Here is an 18159-nt window from a genome sequence, read left to right as displayed (position 1 = left end):
GATTCAGACCGAAACAAAGAAGAAACTCAAGACCAACCCCACCCCCACGAACCACACCAGCGAACGCAGGATCGCCCAGTCAGCCAGATAGCAAATGATGTAGAGCAGGCGACTGGTGATGAACAGCACCGCCAGCACATTGATGGTCACCAGCTCGGCATTGCCGGCCAGGTGCGCGACGATCACCGCGGCGGCAAAAAACGGGCTGATTTCAAAGCTGTTCAGTTGCGCAGCGTATGCCCGCCGGGGAGCGCCTTCGAGTGTTTCCAGAAAGTCCCGAGGGTCGTGGTTATCTGCCAACCTGTATCGTCCACCAATCTTGGCAATGGCGATGCACAGATAAGGCAGGAGAAAGGCAATCAAAATACACCACAGGGCAACCGTCATTGACGCAGTTCCTTCTTTGAGTTTTATAGAAAATCGCGAGTTCGGGCGCCGGTCAGAACTTCATCACCAGCATGCCAACCAACACCAGCCCGCAGGCTAAGAGCCGCGGCAAGCCGAAAGGTTCTTTCAAGTAACGCATGCCGAACAGCACCACCAGGATCACGCTGATCTCCCGCAGCGCCGCCGCTTCGGCGATCGAGCCCAGTTGCATGGCCCACAGCACCAGAGCGTAGCTGAACAATACGCAGAATCCGACCGCCAACCCCAACCGCCACTGCTCACGCCAGAACCGCATGAAGGCCGGCCGCTTGCTCACCAGCGCCAGCAACGGGAACGGCCAGGCACTGAGCAGCGTGACCCAGACCAGGTAATCCAGCGGATGGGACCAGCGCCGCAGAGCGTGACCGTCGATAAAGGTGTAGCAACCGATGCACAGGCCGATCAGCGCCACCACCGGCAGCATCGACCAGGGCAGCCGCTCGCCACCACCGCCCTGCCACAACAGGCAAAGCATGCCGAACGGGATCAGCAAAATGCCGATGACCTGCTGGGTCGTCAGGGCTTCACCGGCGAACATAAATGTCAGCGCCAGCACCACCAGCGGCGACAGGCCGCGCATCAGCGGATAGACCAACCCCAGGTCACCGACCCGATACGCCTGGATCAGCAAATAGCGATAGAGCAACTCGAACGCCGCCGACGCCAGGATCCACGGCCAGATCTCCAACGGCGGCAAGGCCACGAAACCCAGTGCCAACGCGACGAACAGCAAGGCGACGCTGTCCATGCATGCCACCACCAGCAAGCGCTCGCCACTGAACTTGATCAGCGTATTCCATGCCGCATGCAACAGCGCCGCGACCAACACCAAGGCCGTTGCAAGCACGGCACGCTCCTTATCTTGTCCCCCGCCCCGTAGGAGCCGTAGGAGCTGTCGAGTGCAACGAGGCTGCGATCTTTTGATCTTTCACTCCAGACTCAATTGTCGGTGGAAAGATCGCAGCCTCGTTTGCACTCGACAGCTCCTACAGCTCCTACGCTCGGTAAGGCTCATGAACTGATTCGCTATCGTTTATACTGCAAACCGACCACGCCGCACTCAGTTGCGCATACACCTATTCCAATAATCTCGCTGTTGCCCCGCTCATTCGAAGGGGGGCGCCGGCATGCGTATGCCTGATCAGAGCGTCAAGACTACAGACAGAGACCTTGCGCATGCCACTCGCCTTGCTTGCTTTGGCCGTCGCCGCTTTCGGCATCGGCACGACTGAATTCGTCATCATGGGCCTGTTACCCGATGTCGCCCGGGACCTGGCCGTGAGCATTCCCCAGGCCGGGCTGCTGATCACTGGCTACGCCCTGGGCGTGGTGTTCGGCGCGCCGATCCTGGCGATTGGCACCGCCAACATGCCGCGCAAGGCCACGCTGCTGGGCATGACCCTGATGTTCATCCTCGGCAACGTGCTCTGCGCCCTGGCGCCGAACTACGCCACGCTGATGGCCGCCCGGGTCATTACTGCACTGTGCCACGGAGCGTTCTTTGGCATCGGTTCGGTGGTGGCGGCCGGGTTGGTGGCGCCGAACAAACGGGCCCAGGCGATTGCCATGATGTTCACCGGCCTGACCCTGGCAAACGTGCTGGGCGTACCGTTGGGCACGGCTTTGGGGCAATTCGCCGGTTGGCGTTCGACGTTCTGGGCGGTATCGGTGATCGGCGTGATCGCCGCCATCGCCCAATGGGTCTGGCTGCCCAGGGAAATCCCCATGGAGAGGGCCAACCTGGCCAGCGAATTCAAGGTGCTGGGCAAGGTCAACGTGTTGCTGGCCCTGGGCATGAGCGTACTGGCCTCCACCAGTTTGTTCAGCGTGTTCACCTACATCGCGCCGATCCTGCAGGACATCACCGGTGTCAGCCCCCACGGCATCACCGTCATGCTGCTGTTGTTCGGTGTCGGCCTGACAGCGGGCAGTTTCCTCGGCGGGCGCCTGGCGGACCGGCGCCTGCTGCCTGCGCTGGTGGGCATGGCCCTGGCCGTGGTGCTGGTGCTGGCCGCGTTCAGCCAGACCAGCCAGTCGGTGATTCCGGCGGCGATCACCCTGGTGCTGTGGGGGATCTTCGCCTTCGCCCTGTGCCCGATCCTGCAACTGCTGATCATCGACCAGGCCCACGAAGCACCGAACCTCGGCTCCACACTCAACCAGAGTGCATTCAACCTGGGCAACGCGGCCGGGGCCTGGATGGGTGGGTTGGTGGTGGCCAGTGGTGCCGACCTGGCGGATTTGCCATGGACCGGAGCAGCGGTCGGCGGCCTCACGGTATTGACCGCCTTGTTCTTCATTCATCGCCAACGACGCTTGGCCGCAGTCGCTGTTTGAAGGCCTGGGCAATCAACCCTGCCCGTGAGCGGGGCGCCTGGTAACAGGTTCGCGCCTACTCCGAGTCGCTGCGCCGTGCTGGCGTAGCGGATGATTTATCCTTGGGCAGGCCGACTTCGCTGCGAATCTGCGCATGGCTGATCAACGCAAAGATAAAACTCCCGCCAACGATATTGCCTGCCAACGTCGGCCCGGCGAACACCATCCAGAAGTCCTCCCAGGACAACTGGCCAGCGAACACCAGGTAGGACACCTCGGCCGAACCGACGACGATGTGGGTGAAATCCCCGAGCGCCATGAGGTAGGTGATCAGAATGATGATCCACATCTTGGCGCTTTCCATGGACGGGATCATCCAGACCATGGTGGCGATCATCCAGCCGGAAATGATGCCCTTGGCGAACATCTGGCCGGTGTCGTTTTCCATGACCTTGCGGCCGATCTCCAGGAAAGCCTGGTCGGTGCGCTGATCGAAGATCGGCAAGTGCAACATCACGTAGGCCACCAGCAAGGTGCCGCACAGGTTGCCCACCAGCACCACGCCCCAGAGCCGCAACAGCCGGCCGAAGTTGCCCAGCGTGGGTTTGCTCATGATCGGCAGCACGGCGGTCAGGGTGTTTTCGGTGAACAGTTGCTGGCGGGCCAGGATCACCGCGAGAAAGCCGGCGCAGTAACCGAAACTGGCGATCACCTTGAAGCCTTCGTGGTCCGGCAGCCGGGAGTTGAGCAACCCCATCGCCATCAGCGACAGGCCCATGGTCAAACCCGCCGCCAGGGCCGACCACCAGAGCGCGGCGATACTGCGCTCCAGCTCCTGATTGCCCTGGGTGCGGATGATTTCGTGCAGCACCGCAGCCCGCGGTGGCTGGTTGCGGTCGACTTCGTGCTGTTCCTGGGCTGAAAGGTCAGGGGTCTTGCCTTCTTCATGGGTGTCCATACAGCTCCTGAACCGGTGGCGTGATGTACCTACGACACGCGGCGATCAGCGCTGTTCAGTTACCTCAGCCTCAAACCGCTATCGCGAGCAAGCTCGCTCCCACAGGGGGACGGCGGTGAACACAAATCCCGTGATCACCCCGAAATCAATGTGGGAGCGAGCTTGCTCGCGATAGCAGCGCCGCCGATCTCACTCGACGACAGCATCCTTGAACTGATCCTTGACGTATGTGATCTCGGTCCGCCCGTGAGGCGCGGGCAGGCCGTCTTCGCCGAGGTTGACGAAGACCATCTTCTCCACGGTCAGGATGCTCTTGCGGGTGATTTTGTTGCGCACCTCGCAGGTCAGGGTAATGGAAGTACGGCCAAACTCGGTGGCGGTGATGCCCAACTCGATGATGTCGCCCTGGCGCGAAGCGCTGACGAAATTGATTTCCGAGATGTACTTGGTGACGACGCGCTGGTTACCCAGCTGGACGATGGCGTAGATCGCCGCCTCCTCGTCGATCCAGCGCAACAGGCTGCCGCCGAACAGCGTGCCGTTGGGATTGAGGTCTTCGGGCTTGACCCATTTGCGGGTGTGGAAATTCATGATCACTCCTGAGTGTCTGGCCGTTGGATTGCTGCATCATGGCAGACCGCACGGTCAGGCTCTACGTCGCGGCCCCTATAACGGTCATCGACAATTTCGATTTGCCGACAGAAACCCTTTTGGAAGATCCGATTAGCCCGTTATAATCGCCACCGCTTTACCTCGGTCCACCCTTTGGACCGTTCCCGCCACCTGTCCGAGGGGCGCTGCAGCAGGCTCGACCTGTCAGGCTCGGATGGGGCGTTGTTTGTACGGGGACTCCCCGCACGGACACTAAACGCACAACGGCGCCCATTCGCATACATTACGAATGGAGACTCTTCATGAGCGCTGTTATCACGCCTGCCGATTTTACCGACTACAAAGTCGCCGACATGTCCCTGGCTGCCTGGGGCCGTCGCGAAATCATCATCGCCGAATCCGAAATGCCAGCCCTGATGGGCCTGCGCCGCAAGTACTCTGGCGAACAGCCATTGAAGGGCGCAAAAATCCTCGGCTGCATCCACATGACCATCCAGACCGCCGTGCTGATCGAAACCCTGGTTGCCCTGGGTGCCGAAGTGCGCTGGTCGTCCTGCAACATCTTCTCGACCCAGGACCAGGCCGCTGCCGCCATCGCTGCCGCCGGCATCCCGGTATTCGCCTGGAAAGGCGAGACCGAGCAAGAGTACGAGTGGTGCCTGGAGCAGACCATCCTCAAGGATGGCCAGCCGTGGGACACCAACATGATCCTCGACGACGGCGGCGACCTGACCGAGCTGCTGCACAAGAAGTACGCAGCCGTGCTGGAAAATGTCCACGGCGTGACCGAAGAGACCACCACTGGCGTGCACCGCCTGCTGGACATGCTGGCCAAGGGCGAACTGAAGATCCCGGCCATCAACGTCAACGACTCGGTGACCAAGAGCAAGAACGACAACAAGTACGGCTGCCGTCACAGCCTCAACGACGCCATCAAGCGCGGCACCGACCACCTGTTGTCGGGCAAGCAGGCACTGGTGATCGGCTACGGCGACGTGGGCAAGGGCTCGGCCCAGTCGCTGCGTCAGGAAGGCATGATCGTCAAGGTGTCCGAAGTCGATCCGATCTGCGCCATGCAGGCCTGCATGGACGGTTTCGAACTGGTTTCGCCGTTCATCGACGGGATCAACGACGGCACCGAAGCTAGCATCGACAAGGCTCTGCTGGGCAAGATCGACCTGATCGTGACCACCACCGGCAACGTCAACGTCTGCGATGCCAACATGCTCAAGGCCCTGAAGAAGCGCGCCGTGGTCTGCAACATCGGCCACTTCGACAATGAAATCGACACCGCTTTCATGCGCAAGAACTGGGCATGGGAAGAAGTGAAGCCGCAGGTCCACAAGGTGCATCGCACCGGCACTGGCAGCTTCGACCCACAGAACGACGACTACCTGATCCTGCTGGCTGAAGGCCGCCTGGTTAACCTGGGCAACGCCACCGGCCACCCAAGCCGCATCATGGACGGCTCGTTCGCCAACCAGGTCCTGGCCCAGATCTTCCTGTTCGGCCAGAAATACGCCGACCTGTCGCCAGCCCAGAAAGCCGAGCGCCTGACCGTGGAAGTACTGCCCAAGAAACTCGACGAAGAAGTGGCCCTGGAAATGGTCCGCGGTTTCGGCGGCGTGGTCACCAAACTGACCAAGCAACAGGCTGAGTACATCGGCGTCACCGTCGAAGGCCCGTTCAAGCCGCACGCTTACCGCTACTGATCGGCGCTGCTCCCCCTGCGGGAGCGGGCTCTCTTGTGGGAGCGAGCTTGCTCGCGATGCAGACACCTCGACTCAGCTGTCAGACCGAGGCGATGCCAATCGCGAGCAAGCTCGCTCCCACACAAGCCCGCCTCTCAAGGCTTGTGCAGGCCTCTCCGGCTTACGAGTTTCCAAGGATATGACCATGTCCCAAGACCGTCGCTACAGCTTCGAGTTCTTCCCGACGAAGACCGATGCTGGGCATGAAAAACTGATCGCCACTGCCCGTCAGTTGGCCAGCTACAACCCCGACTTCTTCTCCTGCACCTATGGCGCCGGCGGCTCGACCCGTGACCGCACCCTGAACACCGTGTTGCAGCTTGAAAGCGAAGTCAAAGTCCCGGCCGCCCCTCACCTGTCTTGCGTGGGTGACAGCAAGGACGACCTGCGAAGCCTGCTGACCCAGTACAAGGCCGCCGGCATCAAGCGCATCGTTGCCCTGCGCGGCGACCTGCCGTCAGGCATGGGCATGGCCAGCGGCGAGCTGCGCCACGCCAACGAACTGGTTGAGTTCATTCGTGAAGAAACCGGCGATCACTTCCACATCGAAGTGGCTGCGTATCCGGAAATGCACCCCCAGGCGCGCAATTTCGAAGACGATCTGCGCAACTTCGTGCGCAAGGCCAACGCTGGCGCCAGCAGCGCGATCACCCAGTACTTCTTCAACGCCGACAGTTATTTCTACTTCGTCGAGCGCATACGCCAGTTGGGCGTCGACATTCCTGTGGTGCCGGGGATCATGCCGATCACCAACTACAGCAAGCTGGCGCGCTTCTCCGACGCGTGCGGTGCAGAAATCCCACGCTGGATCCGCAAGCAGTTGGAAGCCTACGGCGACGACTCCTCCAGCATCCAAAGCTTTGGCGAGGAAGTCATCACGCAAATGTGTGAGCGTTTGTTACAAGGTGGTGCACCGGGGCTGCATTTCTATACCCTTAACCAGGCCGAACCCAGCCTCGCGGTATGGAACAACCTCAAGCTGCCGCGCTGAATGACTTAATGCGGTGGTACAAAGAGGCCTTGGCGAAAACCAAGGCCTTTTTTTTAAGCAAGGAAATCCGGAGGATTGCAATAGATGCCTAATGGTCACAGGCTAACGACCCCACAACTCATTTACCTGGTCTACGGGGCCGAAACCTATCACCAGGAAGCGTTGTTCAGCATCGCCAGCGCGGTGGCCGGCCTGCGCAAGACGCCGGACGAAGCATTGGATATCCAGGTATTCACCGACAATCCCACGCCGTACGAAGGGCTGCCAGTGCGTTTGCGCCCGTTGGACAACGAGACCCGCCAGGCCTGGATCGAACCCTACGGTTATCATTTCCGCGCCAAGCATGTGGTGATGCAGAAAGTCCTTGAAGAAGCCGAAGTGGCGCTGCTGATCGACACCGACACTTTTTTCCACTGCTCGCCCCTCGAACTGTTCCGCCGTGTGCAGCCTGGCACGCTGCTGTGCAACGCCTTCGGCATGAATTATGGCGCCAACAAGGATGCCGGGCTGTACCAGACACTGGCCGACACACTGCGCCAGCGGCAATTGGCAGACGACGACATGCCCTTGTTGAACTCGGGGGTCATTGGGCTCAACTGCGCCGATGCGTCAGTCCTGGATCGCTCGATCGCCCTGATGGATGAACTGTATCCATTGGCGCAGGGTGCCTACACACTCGAAGAGTTCTGCCTTTCGGTGGCCGCCTATCGCTCGGTGCAGGTGCGCGAATGCCCGGATCTGATCCATCATTACTGGAGCCGCAAGCAACTGTTCCGCGCCAAGACCAAAGCCTGGCTCGACAAACACCGTGACGCGCCGGTCTGCCAACAGGCTCTGGATGAAACCGGCCAAGTGACTGCGACGCTGCCCCGGCCGCCGGGCCTCCAGCGCCTGGCCTACAAGTTCATCACCCTGGCACTGCCCAGCCATAAACGCCAATTCATGCGCGAGATCCTCTACGGCTGCTATCGCCACACCAACCAGTTCGATCAAGCCTGCGCCCCGGTCTGGTGGGAAAAGGCCCTGGAGAACGTCGAACAGCGGCTGAAAAAACCATTGCACGACCATGAGCTCAAGCGCTGGTTCAATCATCCACTGATTCGCCTGGTACTGGGCCAGCGCCGCGAAGCCATCTACGAGCACCTGATGCAGGCGAAGGGCAATTAGTGGCCTGTGTGGTTAGTTCGTTAGTTGCCACTAGGGCGCAGGCCAGAGCGCTCTAGCTATTTGATGAGCTCTCGTCGTAACCTCAGGCCATGCCCGTCATTGTCCAGCTGCTGACCGCCCTTCTTCTCTTGTGCCTGAGCATGGTTGCCCGGGCCGAGAAGTTGCGCATTGTCACCGAACCCTGGGCCCCGTATGTCTACGAAGAGAACGGCAAGATGCTGGGCCTGGACTACGAAACCACGGCCATCGTCTTCAAGCGCCTGGGTATCGACGTGGAATGGCAGTTCCTGCCGTGGAAGCGTTGCCTGGTGATGCTGGAGCAGGGATTGGCGGACGGTGCGCTGGACATTTTCCACAGCGATGAACGCGATTCCATGCTGCTTTACCCCAGCGAACCGCTGTCGGACGTAGAGTTCGTGATGTTCTACGCCAATGCCCGGCCCCATCCGTTTCGCACACTTGATGACCTGGGCGGCCTGACCGTCGGCACCTCACCCGGTTATCTCTACAGCCAGGCCTTCAGTGAGTCGACCCTGTTCACCCGGGAAACGGCGCCCACCCACGAAGCCAATTTCGGCAAGTTGCAGCTGGGACGCATCGACCTGCTCATCACCGACCGCAGGGTGGGCCGATATGTACTCGAACAAATGCAGTTGGGCGACCAGATCACCGAAAACCCGACGGTCGTGAGCCGCCAAAGCCAATACCTGGCGGTGCGGCGCAACGCCGGGATGGATTTGCTGGTGCAACGCTTCAGTGCCGAACTCAAGCGTTTCAAGCGCGAACCCGCCTATGCCGAACTGAGCGCCCGCTACGGTGCCGGCCCAGTGGCCAAGGTCATCTCGCCGGACCTGGGTCAACGTTGAAATAAACCGTTGAGCAGCAGGAAAGCGGCGCACGGCGTTTGCTCTGTTATACTCCGGCCTTCCCGCCAGGCTCACGCCCGGACGCCCGGCCTTGCAAAAGGCATCCCGACACCGCTACAGCGCCGCCTACGGCCCGCGCGAGCCTTGTCCGGATCCGCCTTCGAGGCCCGGCAGGACCGGACGGGATGACGTCTTTTTGTTGAACGTCATTCGCGCCAGGCAAGACTATCCCATTGGGCCAGGCCCTCACTAAAACAGGATTACTCATGTCCTTTGCTTCCCTCGGTCTCTCCGAGGCTTTAGTCGGCGCCATCGAAGCCGCCGGCTATACCCAGCCTACCCCAGTGCAACAGCGGGCCATTCCCGCCGTGTTGCAAGGTCGCGACCTGATGGTCGCGGCGCAGACAGGTACTGGTAAAACCGGCGGTTTCGCCCTTCCGATCCTGGAGCGGTTGTTCCCCAACGGTCACCCAGACAAGTCCCAGCGTCATGGTCCGCGCCAACCGCGCGTACTAGTCCTGACCCCAACCCGCGAACTGGCGGCCCAGGTACACGAGAGCTTCAAGGTCTACGCTCGCGACCTGAAGTTCGTCAGCGCCTGCATTTTTGGCGGCGTGGGCATGAACCCCCAAGTCCAGGCCATGTCCCGTGGCGTCGATGTACTGGTTGCCTGCCCCGGCCGCCTGCTGGACCTGGCCGGCCAGGGCAGCGTCGATTTGTCCCACGTGGAAATCCTCGTGCTGGACGAAGCCGACCGCATGCTCGACATGGGCTTTGTCCATGACGTGAAGAAAGTCCTCGCTCGCCTGCCCGCCAAGCGTCAGAACCTGCTGTTTTCGGCGACGTTCTCCAAGGACATCACCGACCTGGCTGGCAAGCTGCTGCACAACCCGGAGCGCATCGAAGTCACGCCACCGAACACCACGGTCGAGCGCATCGAGCAACGCGTCTTCCGCCTGCCGGCCAGTCACAAGCGCGCCCTGCTGGCGCACCTGATTACCGCCGGCGCCTGGGAACAGGTCCTGGTGTTCACCCGCACCAAGCACGGCGCCAATCGCCTGGCCGAGTACCTGGACAAGCACGGCCTGCCGGCTGTGGCGATCCACGGTAACAAGAGCCAGAACGCCCGCACCAAAGCCCTCGCCGACTTCAAGGCCGGCGAAGTGCGCATCCTCGTGGCCACCGACATCGCGGCCCGTGGCCTGGACATCGACCAGTTGCCTCACGTGGTCAACTTCGAACTGCCGAACGTCGATGAAGACTACGTGCACCGTATCGGCCGCACCGGCCGGGCCGGTCGCTCGGGCGAAGCGATCTCGCTGGTCGCACCGGACGAAGAAAAACTGCTCAAAAGCATCGAGCGCATGACCAAGCAGAAAATTGCCGACGGCGACCTGATGGGCTTCGATGCCAGCACCATCGAGGCCGAGAAGCCTGAAGTGCGCGAACGTCCGGACGTGCGCAATCCGCGCAATGCCCGTGGCCCGCGCGGCGACGGTCCGAATGGCGGCGGCGGCGGTGGTGGTGGCGGCCGCAAAGACAAAGGCAAGGACAAGGGCAAGGAAAAATCGGCCAGCAACAGCAATGGCCGCGGCGAACGCCCAGCCCGCGAACAGAAGCCCCGCGAAGGCACGCCAGCCCGTGAACAGCAGCGTCCAGCCCCGCGCGCCGCAGCCGATCGTGCCCCGGACGAGTTCCTGGATGACGACGTCGACAACTTCGGTAACCGCGTCGACTACGTGCCACAGCAGAAACCGGCCCAGGGCCGTGGTCGTCGCCCGGGTGCCCCGGCACAGGGTGCAACTGCAGGCGCGCCGCGCAGTGGCCAGCCACAAGGCCGCCAGAATGGTCCGCGCAACAGCAACGGCTCGTCTACCGGCACGCCACCGGCCAAGCGCAGCGGCCCACGCAACGGTGCCCCGCGTGACGGCCAGGCTCGTCGCGATGACACCCGCCCGCGCCGCCCGGCCCATGACGACCAGCCTCGTCAGGAACCCGCCGTGCAGAACCCGCGCGGCAGCCAGCCGAAGATCATGCACAAGGAGTCGAAAGCCGATCGCTTCCCGACGCCTGAACAGCTGGATCAACTGCCAAGCCGTCCACGGGGCGAAAAACCGGCATTGCTGACGCGCAATCGCTGAGTTTTTTCCAAGCCTTGAAAAATGCCCCGGGTCTCGCGACCTGGGGCTTTTTTTTGGGTGATACCGATCTAACCCCGTGGGAGCGAGCCTGCTCGCGATAGCGTTGGGTCAGTCAATATCTGTATGGCTGATCCGGCGCAATCGCGAGCAAGCTCGCTCCCACAGAGGATCTCTGTGTTGCCGGAATCCGGGTAATAAAAAACGCCCCTGATCGCAAGACCAGGGGCGTTTTTTGCCAGTGCGAAGGTTACTTCGCTTTGACACCTTCAAACGAGATGTACAGCTCAACGGCGTCGGATTGTGGGCCCAGGTCCATCATCTTGCCGAAGTCGGAACGCTTGATGCTGGTGGTGCCCTCGAAGCCAGCACGGTAGCCGCCCCATGGATCCTTGCCTTCGCCCAGGAACGTGGCCTTGACCACGATTGGCTTGGTCACGCCGTGCAGCGTCAGGTCACCCGTCACGTCTGCAGTGTCTTTACCATCAGCGTTCTTGCCGGTGGACTTGACGCTGGTGGACACGAACTTGGCATCGGCGAACTTGCCTACGTCCAGGAAGTCCTTGCTGGCGATGTGCTTGTCGCGCTCGGCGTGGTTGGTGAACACACTGGCGGTACGTACGTTGAACTCGATCTTGCTGGCCTCAGGCTTGGCGGCGTCAAAGCTGAACTTGCCGTCGATGTCCTTGAAGGTACCGGTGATGTAGCTATAGCCCAGGTGGCTGATCTTGAAGTCGACGAAGGCGTGCTGGCCTTCCTTGTCAACCACGTAGTCAGCAGCCATGGCCTGGCCGGCTGACAACAGGGCAGAACCGATTGCCAGGGCGGCGAGCGTCTTTTTCAACATGCTTTCTATTCCTTTGGAGTCGAGGTTGAACATCAGGCTTGGCGCCCCAGCATTCGCTTGAGGGTCGCGTCACGGTCGATAAAGTGGTGTTTCAATGCTGCCAACGCATGAAGGCCGGAGAAAATTACCAACGCCCACGCCAGGTAGAGGTGAATCTGGCCAGCGACGTCTGCCTGATCGGGCAGTCCGGACACCAGCGCGGGTACTTCAAACAAACCAAACACCGGGATCCCGACACCGTCTGCGGTGGAAATCAGGTAACCGGCAATCATCACGGCGAACAACCCGAGATACAGTGCGCTATGACCGAGCTTGGCGCCGACGCGGGTCAGGCGGCCATAGGTTGGCAGGGTCGGTGGCGGCGGGCTGACAACGCGCCAGATCACCCGCAGCAGCATGACCGCCAGTAGCACCAGGCCAATGCTCTTGTGCAGGTCCGGTGCGTCTTTGCGCCAGGTGCTGTAGTAATCCAGGCCAACCATCCACAGGCCCAGGGCAAACAGCCCATAGACCGCCAGCGCAACGCCCCAGTGCAAAGCGATACTGACCCAGCCATAGCGAGAAGAAGAGTTGCGTAGCTGCATTGCTCATTTCCTGTAAAAACTGCGATCAAGACTAGCGAGTTATCTATCGATTTAAAGCGGAAAATTTCGCTTTGAAATATCGAGAAATACGATCATCAGTCTGGAGGGGGTGGGTTAAGGAAAGATTAAAGGGGAAACGGTGGGTGATGGCGAGGGGGTCAGGCAGCCTTTAGGGGCCTGCATGGACCTCATCGCGAGCAGGCTCGCTCCCACAGGAGACCACGCTGGGGCTGTCACCGCCGCCCAACTATTTTTGCCATGCAATATATATGTATCGCCATTTCCACTTTTACCCTTGATCAAATGAGCACTCAACAACTCATTGAACAAGGTGAACAAAATGGCTGTTCGTTATACCCCTTTCAAAGCTAGCGGCTCGCCGCAACTACCGCCTAATCAAACAATGTCCCCGGGGCAATACCTAAAATCCAGCAATGGGCGGTTCCGATTGAGCGGATCAAAACTTTATTTGAGAACTTTGAAATTAAAACTTGGTCGTTTTCGCTGCCGCCTCTCTAGAGTCACTTATTGACGCACTCAGGCCGGTAAGGATCCATGTCGCATCTATAAACTAATTGAGGATCGTGCTTTTTCAGCACCATACGGCCATCAGCAGTGCAACCACTGACACCGAATACTGCCAATAGCATTAAAGCCGCTATCAATTTCATGTTAACTCCAGCTTTCACGAGGTGGAAATTTTGAATTATTAGTTTACCGAGCACTCAGGCCTATATGGATCGATGGAGCATTTGTGTGCTAGCTGCGGATCTATTTTTGGAATCATCGGAATCGTCAAAGGATCTCGGCATTCGCCATACACACATCCATATATCGAAGCCAATACGACCACTGCCATTAGTATTTTCATACGCGCTCCTGTTTTTGGAGGAGCCTAGATTTGTGGCTTGGTGCGGGCTATCGCCTGCTTCCGGTTAAAGGGTGGGAAGTTTCCGATATATCGCCAAGACGTGTAGGACGTAGCGCTTATTAAGCGATGCCGGGCTTTGAGAGGCGCCGCCGGTACGCTTGATGCTGGATAAAAAAACGCGGCCCTTGAGCCGCGTTCTTTCCACCTGATCGTTACTGAGCCTTCGTCTCAGTCGCCGCCGGCGTTGTCGCTGCCGGCTTGGCCGCCGGTTTCTTCGCCGGAGTGGCTTTCTTCACTGGCGCTTTTTTAGCCGGGGTCTTGGCCGCTGGTTTTTTCGCCGCTGGTTTGGCCGCTGCTTTCTTGGCTGGCTCAACCTTTGCCGGGGCTGGTGCAGGTGGTTCCACCGGTGCCGGCGCAGGAGCGGGTGCAGGTGCTGGAGCCGGCGCTACCGGTTCCGGTGCCTTGACCGGCTCTGGCTTCTTGTCATCGTCCGAGCCACCAAACAGGTTGCTGAAGAAGTTGCCCTTCTTCGCCGCCACTGCACCAGCCGCCGCCGTTGCAGCAGGCGCGACCTTAGGAGGTTCAAACGACTTGCCCGCCGCCAGGTCTTCAACCTGGCTGGCGGCCCGCTGGCCGCTGCGCAGCGCGCCTTCCAGGGTGCCCGGATACAGGGTGTCGGTGTGTTCACCGGCAAAGGCTACGCGCTGCAGTGGCTTTTCCCACAGGCGCCAGTACTTGCTGATCTGGCCCGGGCCAAAGGCCAGGTACGCGCCACCCATGGACGGGTCGGTGCTGTAGCGGCGGATTTCGTAGCCGGTGAACGCGCCACGGGCCTGTGGATAAAACGCGTGCAGGCGGATCAGTACCTGATCGACCATCTGCTTGTCGCCGAAGGCCTGCATCACCCGGGCGTTGTCGCCGGACAGGTTGATGACCACGTTGGCACCGCCCTTCAAGGCCGGTTCGATCCACATCATGCCCAGGCCGGCATTGCTGTAGATCTCACCCGACATGCGCGCCTTGCTGTCCCAGACCGGGGTCTTGAACTTGAGCATGATCTGGTCGCGCCAGCCGTAGTTGGTGCCCTTGATCGCGCCTTGATGCTGGGCGTCCAGGGCCGGGGTCAACTGGATCTTGTTCAGGGCCCGCAGGGGCACGGCCAGCACCACGTAGTCAGCCTGGTAGCCAACGGCGCCAACCTTGACGGTCACCCCGTCCTTGTCCTGGGAGATGGCCGACACGGGCGAATTGGTCTTGATGGTTTTCAGTTGCTTGACGAACGCCTGGGCCAGGACCTGGCTGCCGCCGAGCAGGCGCGAGGCCCGCAGGTCGCGGTCGGACACGCCGCGATAGACGCGGTTCTGCTGGGCGAAATACAGCAGCGACAGACGCGAAGGTTCGTCATAGCGGGTGCGAATCTCTTGGTTCACCAACTGCCGCGCCGTGGCCGGCAGTTGCAGACGGTCGAGCCAGTTGGACACAGTGATCTGGTCCAGCGCATGCAGCGTGCTGGTCGCCGCCGGGTTCTGCGGGTCTTCGATGGAGCGCGCCAGGTCGTCCAGGGTGGTTTCGTAGCGCTTGAGGGCTTCGGCGGTGGCCGGCTGTTTGGTCGCCAGGTCCGCAGCGGTGAAGTAGGTGCCGTCGATCAGATAGCTGGGGGTACGCACGAACTCCGGCGCCGGCGTGGTGCCCAGCTTGAATGTGGAGACGTATTTGTTCAGCACCGGCTGGGTCTTCTCGTTGCCGATCCACTCGCTGGTGGCCATGCCCGAACGACCGCCCAGGTCCGGCTTGGCTTCCAGCAGCGTCACGGCCCAGCCTTTGTTCTGCAACTCGTAGGCTGCGGTGAGCCCCGCCAGGCCGCCGCCAATCACGATGGCCGTCGGTTGTTTGTCCTTGGCCAGCGCCGAAACGCTGAACAGCCCTATCATCACCAGCGCACAGGCGCGCAGCCAACCAGCAGACATTCAACGAACTCCGGATTAAAACGTAGGAAATTTCAGTTTTCGAGCCAGGCGGCTCTCGGTTTTTCGAGCCAGTCGGCTCAGGGAACGGCGAAGAATACGTCAGCCATCAAAACGCCGCCAGCGACGTCTATCGCCTCGTTCAAAGTAGTGGGAATGACACAATGGGTTGTCCCCAGGGCCGCCATTGCATAGGCTTGCGCGATTGTTTTGCCCGCGCCCGCCGCGAGCCGCCTCGAGGAGACTGTAAATGGGCCTGAATAACCAGTGGATGCAACGCGACCTCGCGGTGCTATGGCATCCCTGCACCCAGATGAAAGACCACGAACAGCTGCCGCTGATCCCCATCAAGCGCGGTGAAGGCGTGTGGCTGGAAGATTTCGAAGGCAAGCGCTATCTCGATGCCGTCAGCTCCTGGTGGGTCAACGTGTTTGGCCACGCCAATCCGCGCATCAACCAGCGTATCAAGGACCAGGTCGATCAGTTGGAGCATGTGATTCTCGCCGGCTTCAGCCACCAGCCGGTGATCGAGCTGTCCGAGCGCCTGGTGAAGATGACGCCCGAAGGCCTGACCCGGTGTTTCTACTCCGATAACGGCTCGTCCTGCATCGAAGTGGCGATGAAGATGAGCTTCCACTACTGGATCAATCGCGGCCGGCCGGACAAGAAGCGCTTCGTCACCCTGAGCAACAGTTACCACGGCGAAACCATCGCGGCGATGTCGGTGGGCGATGTGCCGTTGTTCACTGAAACCTACAAGGCGTTGCTGCTGGACACGATCAAGGTGCCGAGCCCCGACTGCTACCACCGCCCTGAAGGCATGGGTTGGGAAGAACATTCGCGCAACATGTTCGCGGCCATGGAACAGACCCTGGCCGAGCACCACGACACGGTGGCGGCAGTGATCGTCGAACCGCTGATCCAGGGCGCCGGCGGCATGCGCATGTACCACCCGGTGTACCTGAAGTTGCTGCGCGAGGCCTGCGATCGCTATGGCGTGCACCTGATCCACGACGAAATCGCCGTCGGCTTTGGCCGTACCGGGACGATGTTCGCCTGTGAGCAGGCCGGCATCACGCCGGATTTCCTCTGCCTGTCCAAGGCCCTGACCGGCGGTTACCTGCCGCTGGCCGTATGCGTGACCACCGACGAGGTCTACAGCGCGTTCTACGACGACTACCCGACCCTGCGCGCCTTCCTGCATTCCCATAGCTACACCGGCAACCCGCTGGCCTGCGCGGCGGCCCTGGCGACGCTGGATATCTTCGAAGAAGACAACGTCATCGAAAACAACCAGGCCCTGGCCCAGCGCATGGCGAGCGCCACCGCGCACCTGGCCGATCACCCGAACGTCGCCGAAGTGCGCCAGACCGGCATGGTGCTGGCCATCGAGATGGTCAAGGACAAGGCCAGCAAAACCGCTTATCCGTGGCAGGAACGGCGCGGCCTGAGTGTGTTCCAGCATGCCTTGGAGCGCGGTGCCTTGCTGCGTCCGCTGGGCAGCGTGGTGTATTTCCTGCCGCCGTATGTCATTACCCCCGAGCAGATCGATTTCCTGGCCGAAGTGGCCAGCGAAGGCATCGACATTGCCACCCGGGACAAGGTCAGCGTGGCGGTGCCGAAGGACTTCCACCCGGGTTATCGCGATCCGGGCTGAATCCCGGCTTTCTGTTGAAACACTGTTGTGGTGAGGGGATTTAGCGAAACGTCGCACCGCACCGCGGGACTCTGTAGGAGCTGGCGAAGCCTGCGATCTTTTGATCTTTCGCTTGAGACTCAAGTGTTTGGGGAAAGATCGCAGCCTCGTTGCACTCGTCAGCTCCTACACAGCTCCTACACATTTAACTTTTCCAGAGATTCAGCATGAGACTGTCCCGCTTCTTCATCGACGCGCCCCTGAGCCTCGGCGACCACGAACTGCCTGAAGCCCAGGCCCACTACATCGGCCGGGTGCTGCGCATGGCCGAGGGCGATGCGGTGCAGGTGTTCGATGGCTCGGGCCAGGAGTTTCGCGGCACCCTGGCCGAGGTCGGCAAGAAACGCGTGCGGGTGCAATTGGACGAGCAGTTCGCCGGACAGCCTGAATCGCCGCTGCGCATTCACCTCGGCCAAGGCCTGTCCCGAGGCGAGCGCATGGATTGGGCGATCCAGAAAGCCACGGAGCTGGGCGTCAACGAGATCACGCCGATTTTCAGCGAACGCTGCGAAGTGCGCCTCAAGGACGAGCGCGCCGACAAGCGCCTGCTGCACTGGCGCCAGGTGGCAATCAGCGCCTGCGAGCAATGCGGGCGCTCAAGCGTGCCGGTCATCCACCCGCCCCTGCTGCTGGCCGACTGGCTGAAACAGACCGAGGCCGAGCTCAAACTGGTGCTGCATCCGGTGGCCGAGCCGCTGGTCAGCCATGACAAACCGTCGACGCTGGCGTTCCTGATTGGTCCTGAAGGCGGTTTGTCGGACGCCGAAGTCGAACAGGCCAAGACCGCCGGCTACCACGCCGCCCGCCTCGGCCCTCGCGTGCTGCGCACCGAAACCGCGCCGGTGGTGGCACTGGCGGTGGCGCAGCAGTTGTGGGGGGATTTCTGAAGTCGGATATAAACCCCATGTGGGAGCGAGCTTGCTCGCGATAGCAGTGGGTCAGTCAACATCGATGCTGACTGATCCGGCGCTT

General features: G+C 60.9%; 15 protein-coding genes and 1 riboswitch. Of the genes, 8 read left to right on the top strand and 7 right to left on the bottom strand.

Translation table 11 applies throughout. The features are described from left to right. Positions 1 to 3: 3 nt before the first annotated feature. Positions 4 to 387 carry an MAPEG family protein gene (locus AB4Z20_RS10115; RefSeq protein ID WP_253470121.1) on the bottom strand — a complete coding sequence of 128 codons (384 nt, stop codon included), beginning with the start codon at positions 385 to 387 and terminating at the stop codon, positions 4 to 6. A gap of 52 nt (positions 388 to 439) precedes the next feature. Further along, positions 440 to 1273: an EamA family transporter gene (locus AB4Z20_RS10110; RefSeq protein ID WP_214509951.1), complete on the bottom strand. Its 834-nt coding sequence runs from the start codon at positions 1271 to 1273 to the stop codon at positions 440 to 442. 329 nt (positions 1274 to 1602) lie between these two features. Between AB4Z20_RS10110 and AB4Z20_RS10105 the strand changes: the two genes are divergently transcribed. Then, the gene (locus AB4Z20_RS10105; protein ID WP_253470125.1) at positions 1603 to 2763 is read left to right on the top strand and encodes an MFS transporter; all 1161 of its coding nucleotides are present in this window, start codon (positions 1603 to 1605) and stop codon (positions 2761 to 2763) included. Positions 2764 to 2818: 55 nt separating this feature from the next. On the opposite strand, the gene AB4Z20_RS10100 is transcribed toward AB4Z20_RS10105, so the two are convergent. Both AB4Z20_RS10100 and AB4Z20_RS10095 read right to left on the bottom strand, forming a co-directional pair. Continuing rightward, complete coding sequence (locus AB4Z20_RS10100; protein ID WP_253470127.1) at positions 2819 to 3700, bottom strand: formate/nitrite transporter family protein; 882 nt, start codon at positions 3698 to 3700, stop codon at positions 2819 to 2821. 189 nt (positions 3701 to 3889) lie between these two features. Then, complete coding sequence (locus AB4Z20_RS10095) at positions 3890 to 4291, bottom strand: acyl-CoA thioesterase (protein WP_057449563.1); 402 nt, start codon at positions 4289 to 4291, stop codon at positions 3890 to 3892. A 192-nt stretch (positions 4292 to 4483) separates the two neighbouring features. Then, a riboswitch (S-adenosyl-L-homocysteine riboswitch) is annotated at positions 4484 to 4591 on the top strand. Positions 4592 to 4614: 23 nt separating this feature from the next. On the opposite strand from AB4Z20_RS10095, the gene ahcY reads away from it, so the two are divergent. The 5 genes from ahcY to AB4Z20_RS10070 all read left to right on the top strand — a co-directional run bounded on the left by ahcY (position 4615) and on the right by AB4Z20_RS10070 (position 11228). After that, positions 4615 to 6024: an adenosylhomocysteinase gene (gene ahcY, locus AB4Z20_RS10090; protein WP_258689597.1), complete on the top strand. Its 1410-nt coding sequence runs from the start codon at positions 4615 to 4617 to the stop codon at positions 6022 to 6024. Positions 6025 to 6208: 184 nt separating this feature from the next. Further along, on the top strand, positions 6209 to 7054 hold the full coding sequence (metF, locus tag AB4Z20_RS10085) for a methylenetetrahydrofolate reductase [NAD(P)H] (RefSeq protein ID WP_018605035.1): 846 nt from the start codon (positions 6209 to 6211) through the stop codon (positions 7052 to 7054). An 84-nt stretch (positions 7055 to 7138) separates the two neighbouring features. Further along, complete coding sequence (locus AB4Z20_RS10080) at positions 7139 to 8221, top strand: hypothetical protein (RefSeq protein WP_253470132.1); 1083 nt, start codon at positions 7139 to 7141, stop codon at positions 8219 to 8221. A gap of 89 nt (positions 8222 to 8310) precedes the next feature. Next, positions 8311 to 9087 (top strand): substrate-binding periplasmic protein, encoded by a 777-nt coding sequence (locus AB4Z20_RS10075; protein WP_408980826.1) that lies wholly within the window; start codon positions 8311 to 8313, stop codon positions 9085 to 9087. A gap of 266 nt (positions 9088 to 9353) precedes the next feature. After that, a complete protein-coding gene (locus tag AB4Z20_RS10070) occupies positions 9354 to 11228 on the top strand; it encodes a DEAD/DEAH box helicase (protein ID WP_442089825.1) in 1875 nt (624 codons plus the stop codon). A gap of 247 nt (positions 11229 to 11475) precedes the next feature. Here the strand turns inward: AB4Z20_RS10070 and AB4Z20_RS10065 are convergent, their stop codons facing one another. The 3 genes from AB4Z20_RS10065 to AB4Z20_RS10055 form a co-directional block, all read right to left on the bottom strand. Continuing rightward, positions 11476 to 12072, bottom strand: coding sequence for a YceI family protein (locus AB4Z20_RS10065; protein ID WP_003206427.1), 597 nt, complete (start codon positions 12070 to 12072; stop codon positions 11476 to 11478). A gap of 32 nt (positions 12073 to 12104) precedes the next feature. Then, positions 12105 to 12656, bottom strand: a complete 552-nt coding sequence (locus tag AB4Z20_RS10060; RefSeq protein ID WP_253470136.1) for a cytochrome b — start codon at positions 12654 to 12656, stop codon at positions 12105 to 12107. A gap of 1083 nt (positions 12657 to 13739) precedes the next feature. Beyond that, positions 13740 to 15494, bottom strand: a complete 1755-nt coding sequence (locus tag AB4Z20_RS10055; RefSeq protein ID WP_253470140.1) for a flavin monoamine oxidase family protein — start codon at positions 15492 to 15494, stop codon at positions 13740 to 13742. Positions 15495 to 15741: 247 nt separating this feature from the next. Here AB4Z20_RS10055 and AB4Z20_RS10050 point away from each other — a divergent pair, with 247 nt between their 5' ends. Together AB4Z20_RS10050 and AB4Z20_RS10045 are read left to right on the top strand one after the other, a co-directional pair. Next, a complete protein-coding gene (locus tag AB4Z20_RS10050; protein WP_253470141.1) occupies positions 15742 to 17148 on the top strand; it encodes an adenosylmethionine--8-amino-7-oxononanoate transaminase in 1407 nt (468 codons plus the stop codon). A gap of 206 nt (positions 17149 to 17354) precedes the next feature. Beyond that, positions 17355 to 18074 (top strand): 16S rRNA (uracil(1498)-N(3))-methyltransferase, encoded by a 720-nt coding sequence (locus tag AB4Z20_RS10045; protein WP_442089824.1) that lies wholly within the window; start codon positions 17355 to 17357, stop codon positions 18072 to 18074. Positions 18075 to 18159: the final 85 nt, after the last annotated feature.

Origin of the sequence: Pseudomonas sp. KB_12 (assembly GCF_052114545.1) — a bacterium.
GTDB lineage: Bacteria > Pseudomonadota > Gammaproteobacteria > Pseudomonadales > Pseudomonadaceae > Aquipseudomonas > Aquipseudomonas brassicacearum.
The sequence above is the reverse complement of the archived record's forward strand: the minus strand, read 5'-3'. Positions and strand labels throughout refer to the sequence as shown.

Excerpts from the sequence above, each read along its gene's own strand:
- AB4Z20_RS10105 (WP_253470125.1), top strand. The coding sequence starts at position 1,603 with ATGCCACTCGCCTTGCTTGCTTTGGCCGTCGCCGCTTTCGGCATCGGC.
- AB4Z20_RS10050 (WP_253470141.1), top strand. The coding sequence starts at position 15,742 with ATGGGCCTGAATAACCAGTGGATGCAACGCGACCTCGCGGTGCTATGG.
- AB4Z20_RS10100 (WP_253470127.1), bottom strand. The coding sequence starts at position 3,700 with ATGGACACCCATGAAGAAGGCAAGACCCCTGACCTTTCAGCCCAGGAA.
- AB4Z20_RS10055 (WP_253470140.1), bottom strand. The coding sequence starts at position 15,494 with ATGTCTGCTGGTTGGCTGCGCGCCTGTGCGCTGGTGATGATAGGGCTG.
- ahcY (WP_258689597.1), top strand. The coding sequence starts at position 4,615 with ATGAGCGCTGTTATCACGCCTGCCGATTTTACCGACTACAAAGTCGCC.
- AB4Z20_RS10070 (WP_442089825.1), top strand. The coding sequence starts at position 9,354 with ATGTCCTTTGCTTCCCTCGGTCTCTCCGAGGCTTTAGTCGGCGCCATC.
- AB4Z20_RS10115 (WP_253470121.1), bottom strand. The coding sequence starts at position 387 with ATGACGGTTGCCCTGTGGTGTATTTTGATTGCCTTTCTCCTGCCTTAT.
- AB4Z20_RS10080 (WP_253470132.1), top strand. The coding sequence starts at position 7,139 with ATGCCTAATGGTCACAGGCTAACGACCCCACAACTCATTTACCTGGTC.
- AB4Z20_RS10060 (WP_253470136.1), bottom strand. The coding sequence starts at position 12,656 with ATGCAGCTACGCAACTCTTCTTCTCGCTATGGCTGGGTCAGTATCGCT.
- AB4Z20_RS10045 (WP_442089824.1), top strand. The coding sequence starts at position 17,355 with ATGAGACTGTCCCGCTTCTTCATCGACGCGCCCCTGAGCCTCGGCGAC.
- metF (WP_018605035.1), top strand. The coding sequence starts at position 6,209 with ATGTCCCAAGACCGTCGCTACAGCTTCGAGTTCTTCCCGACGAAGACC.
- AB4Z20_RS10095 (WP_057449563.1), bottom strand. The coding sequence starts at position 4,291 with ATGAATTTCCACACCCGCAAATGGGTCAAGCCCGAAGACCTCAATCCC.
- AB4Z20_RS10065 (WP_003206427.1), bottom strand. The coding sequence starts at position 12,072 with ATGTTGAAAAAGACGCTCGCCGCCCTGGCAATCGGTTCTGCCCTGTTG.
- AB4Z20_RS10075 (WP_408980826.1), top strand. The coding sequence starts at position 8,311 with ATGCCCGTCATTGTCCAGCTGCTGACCGCCCTTCTTCTCTTGTGCCTG.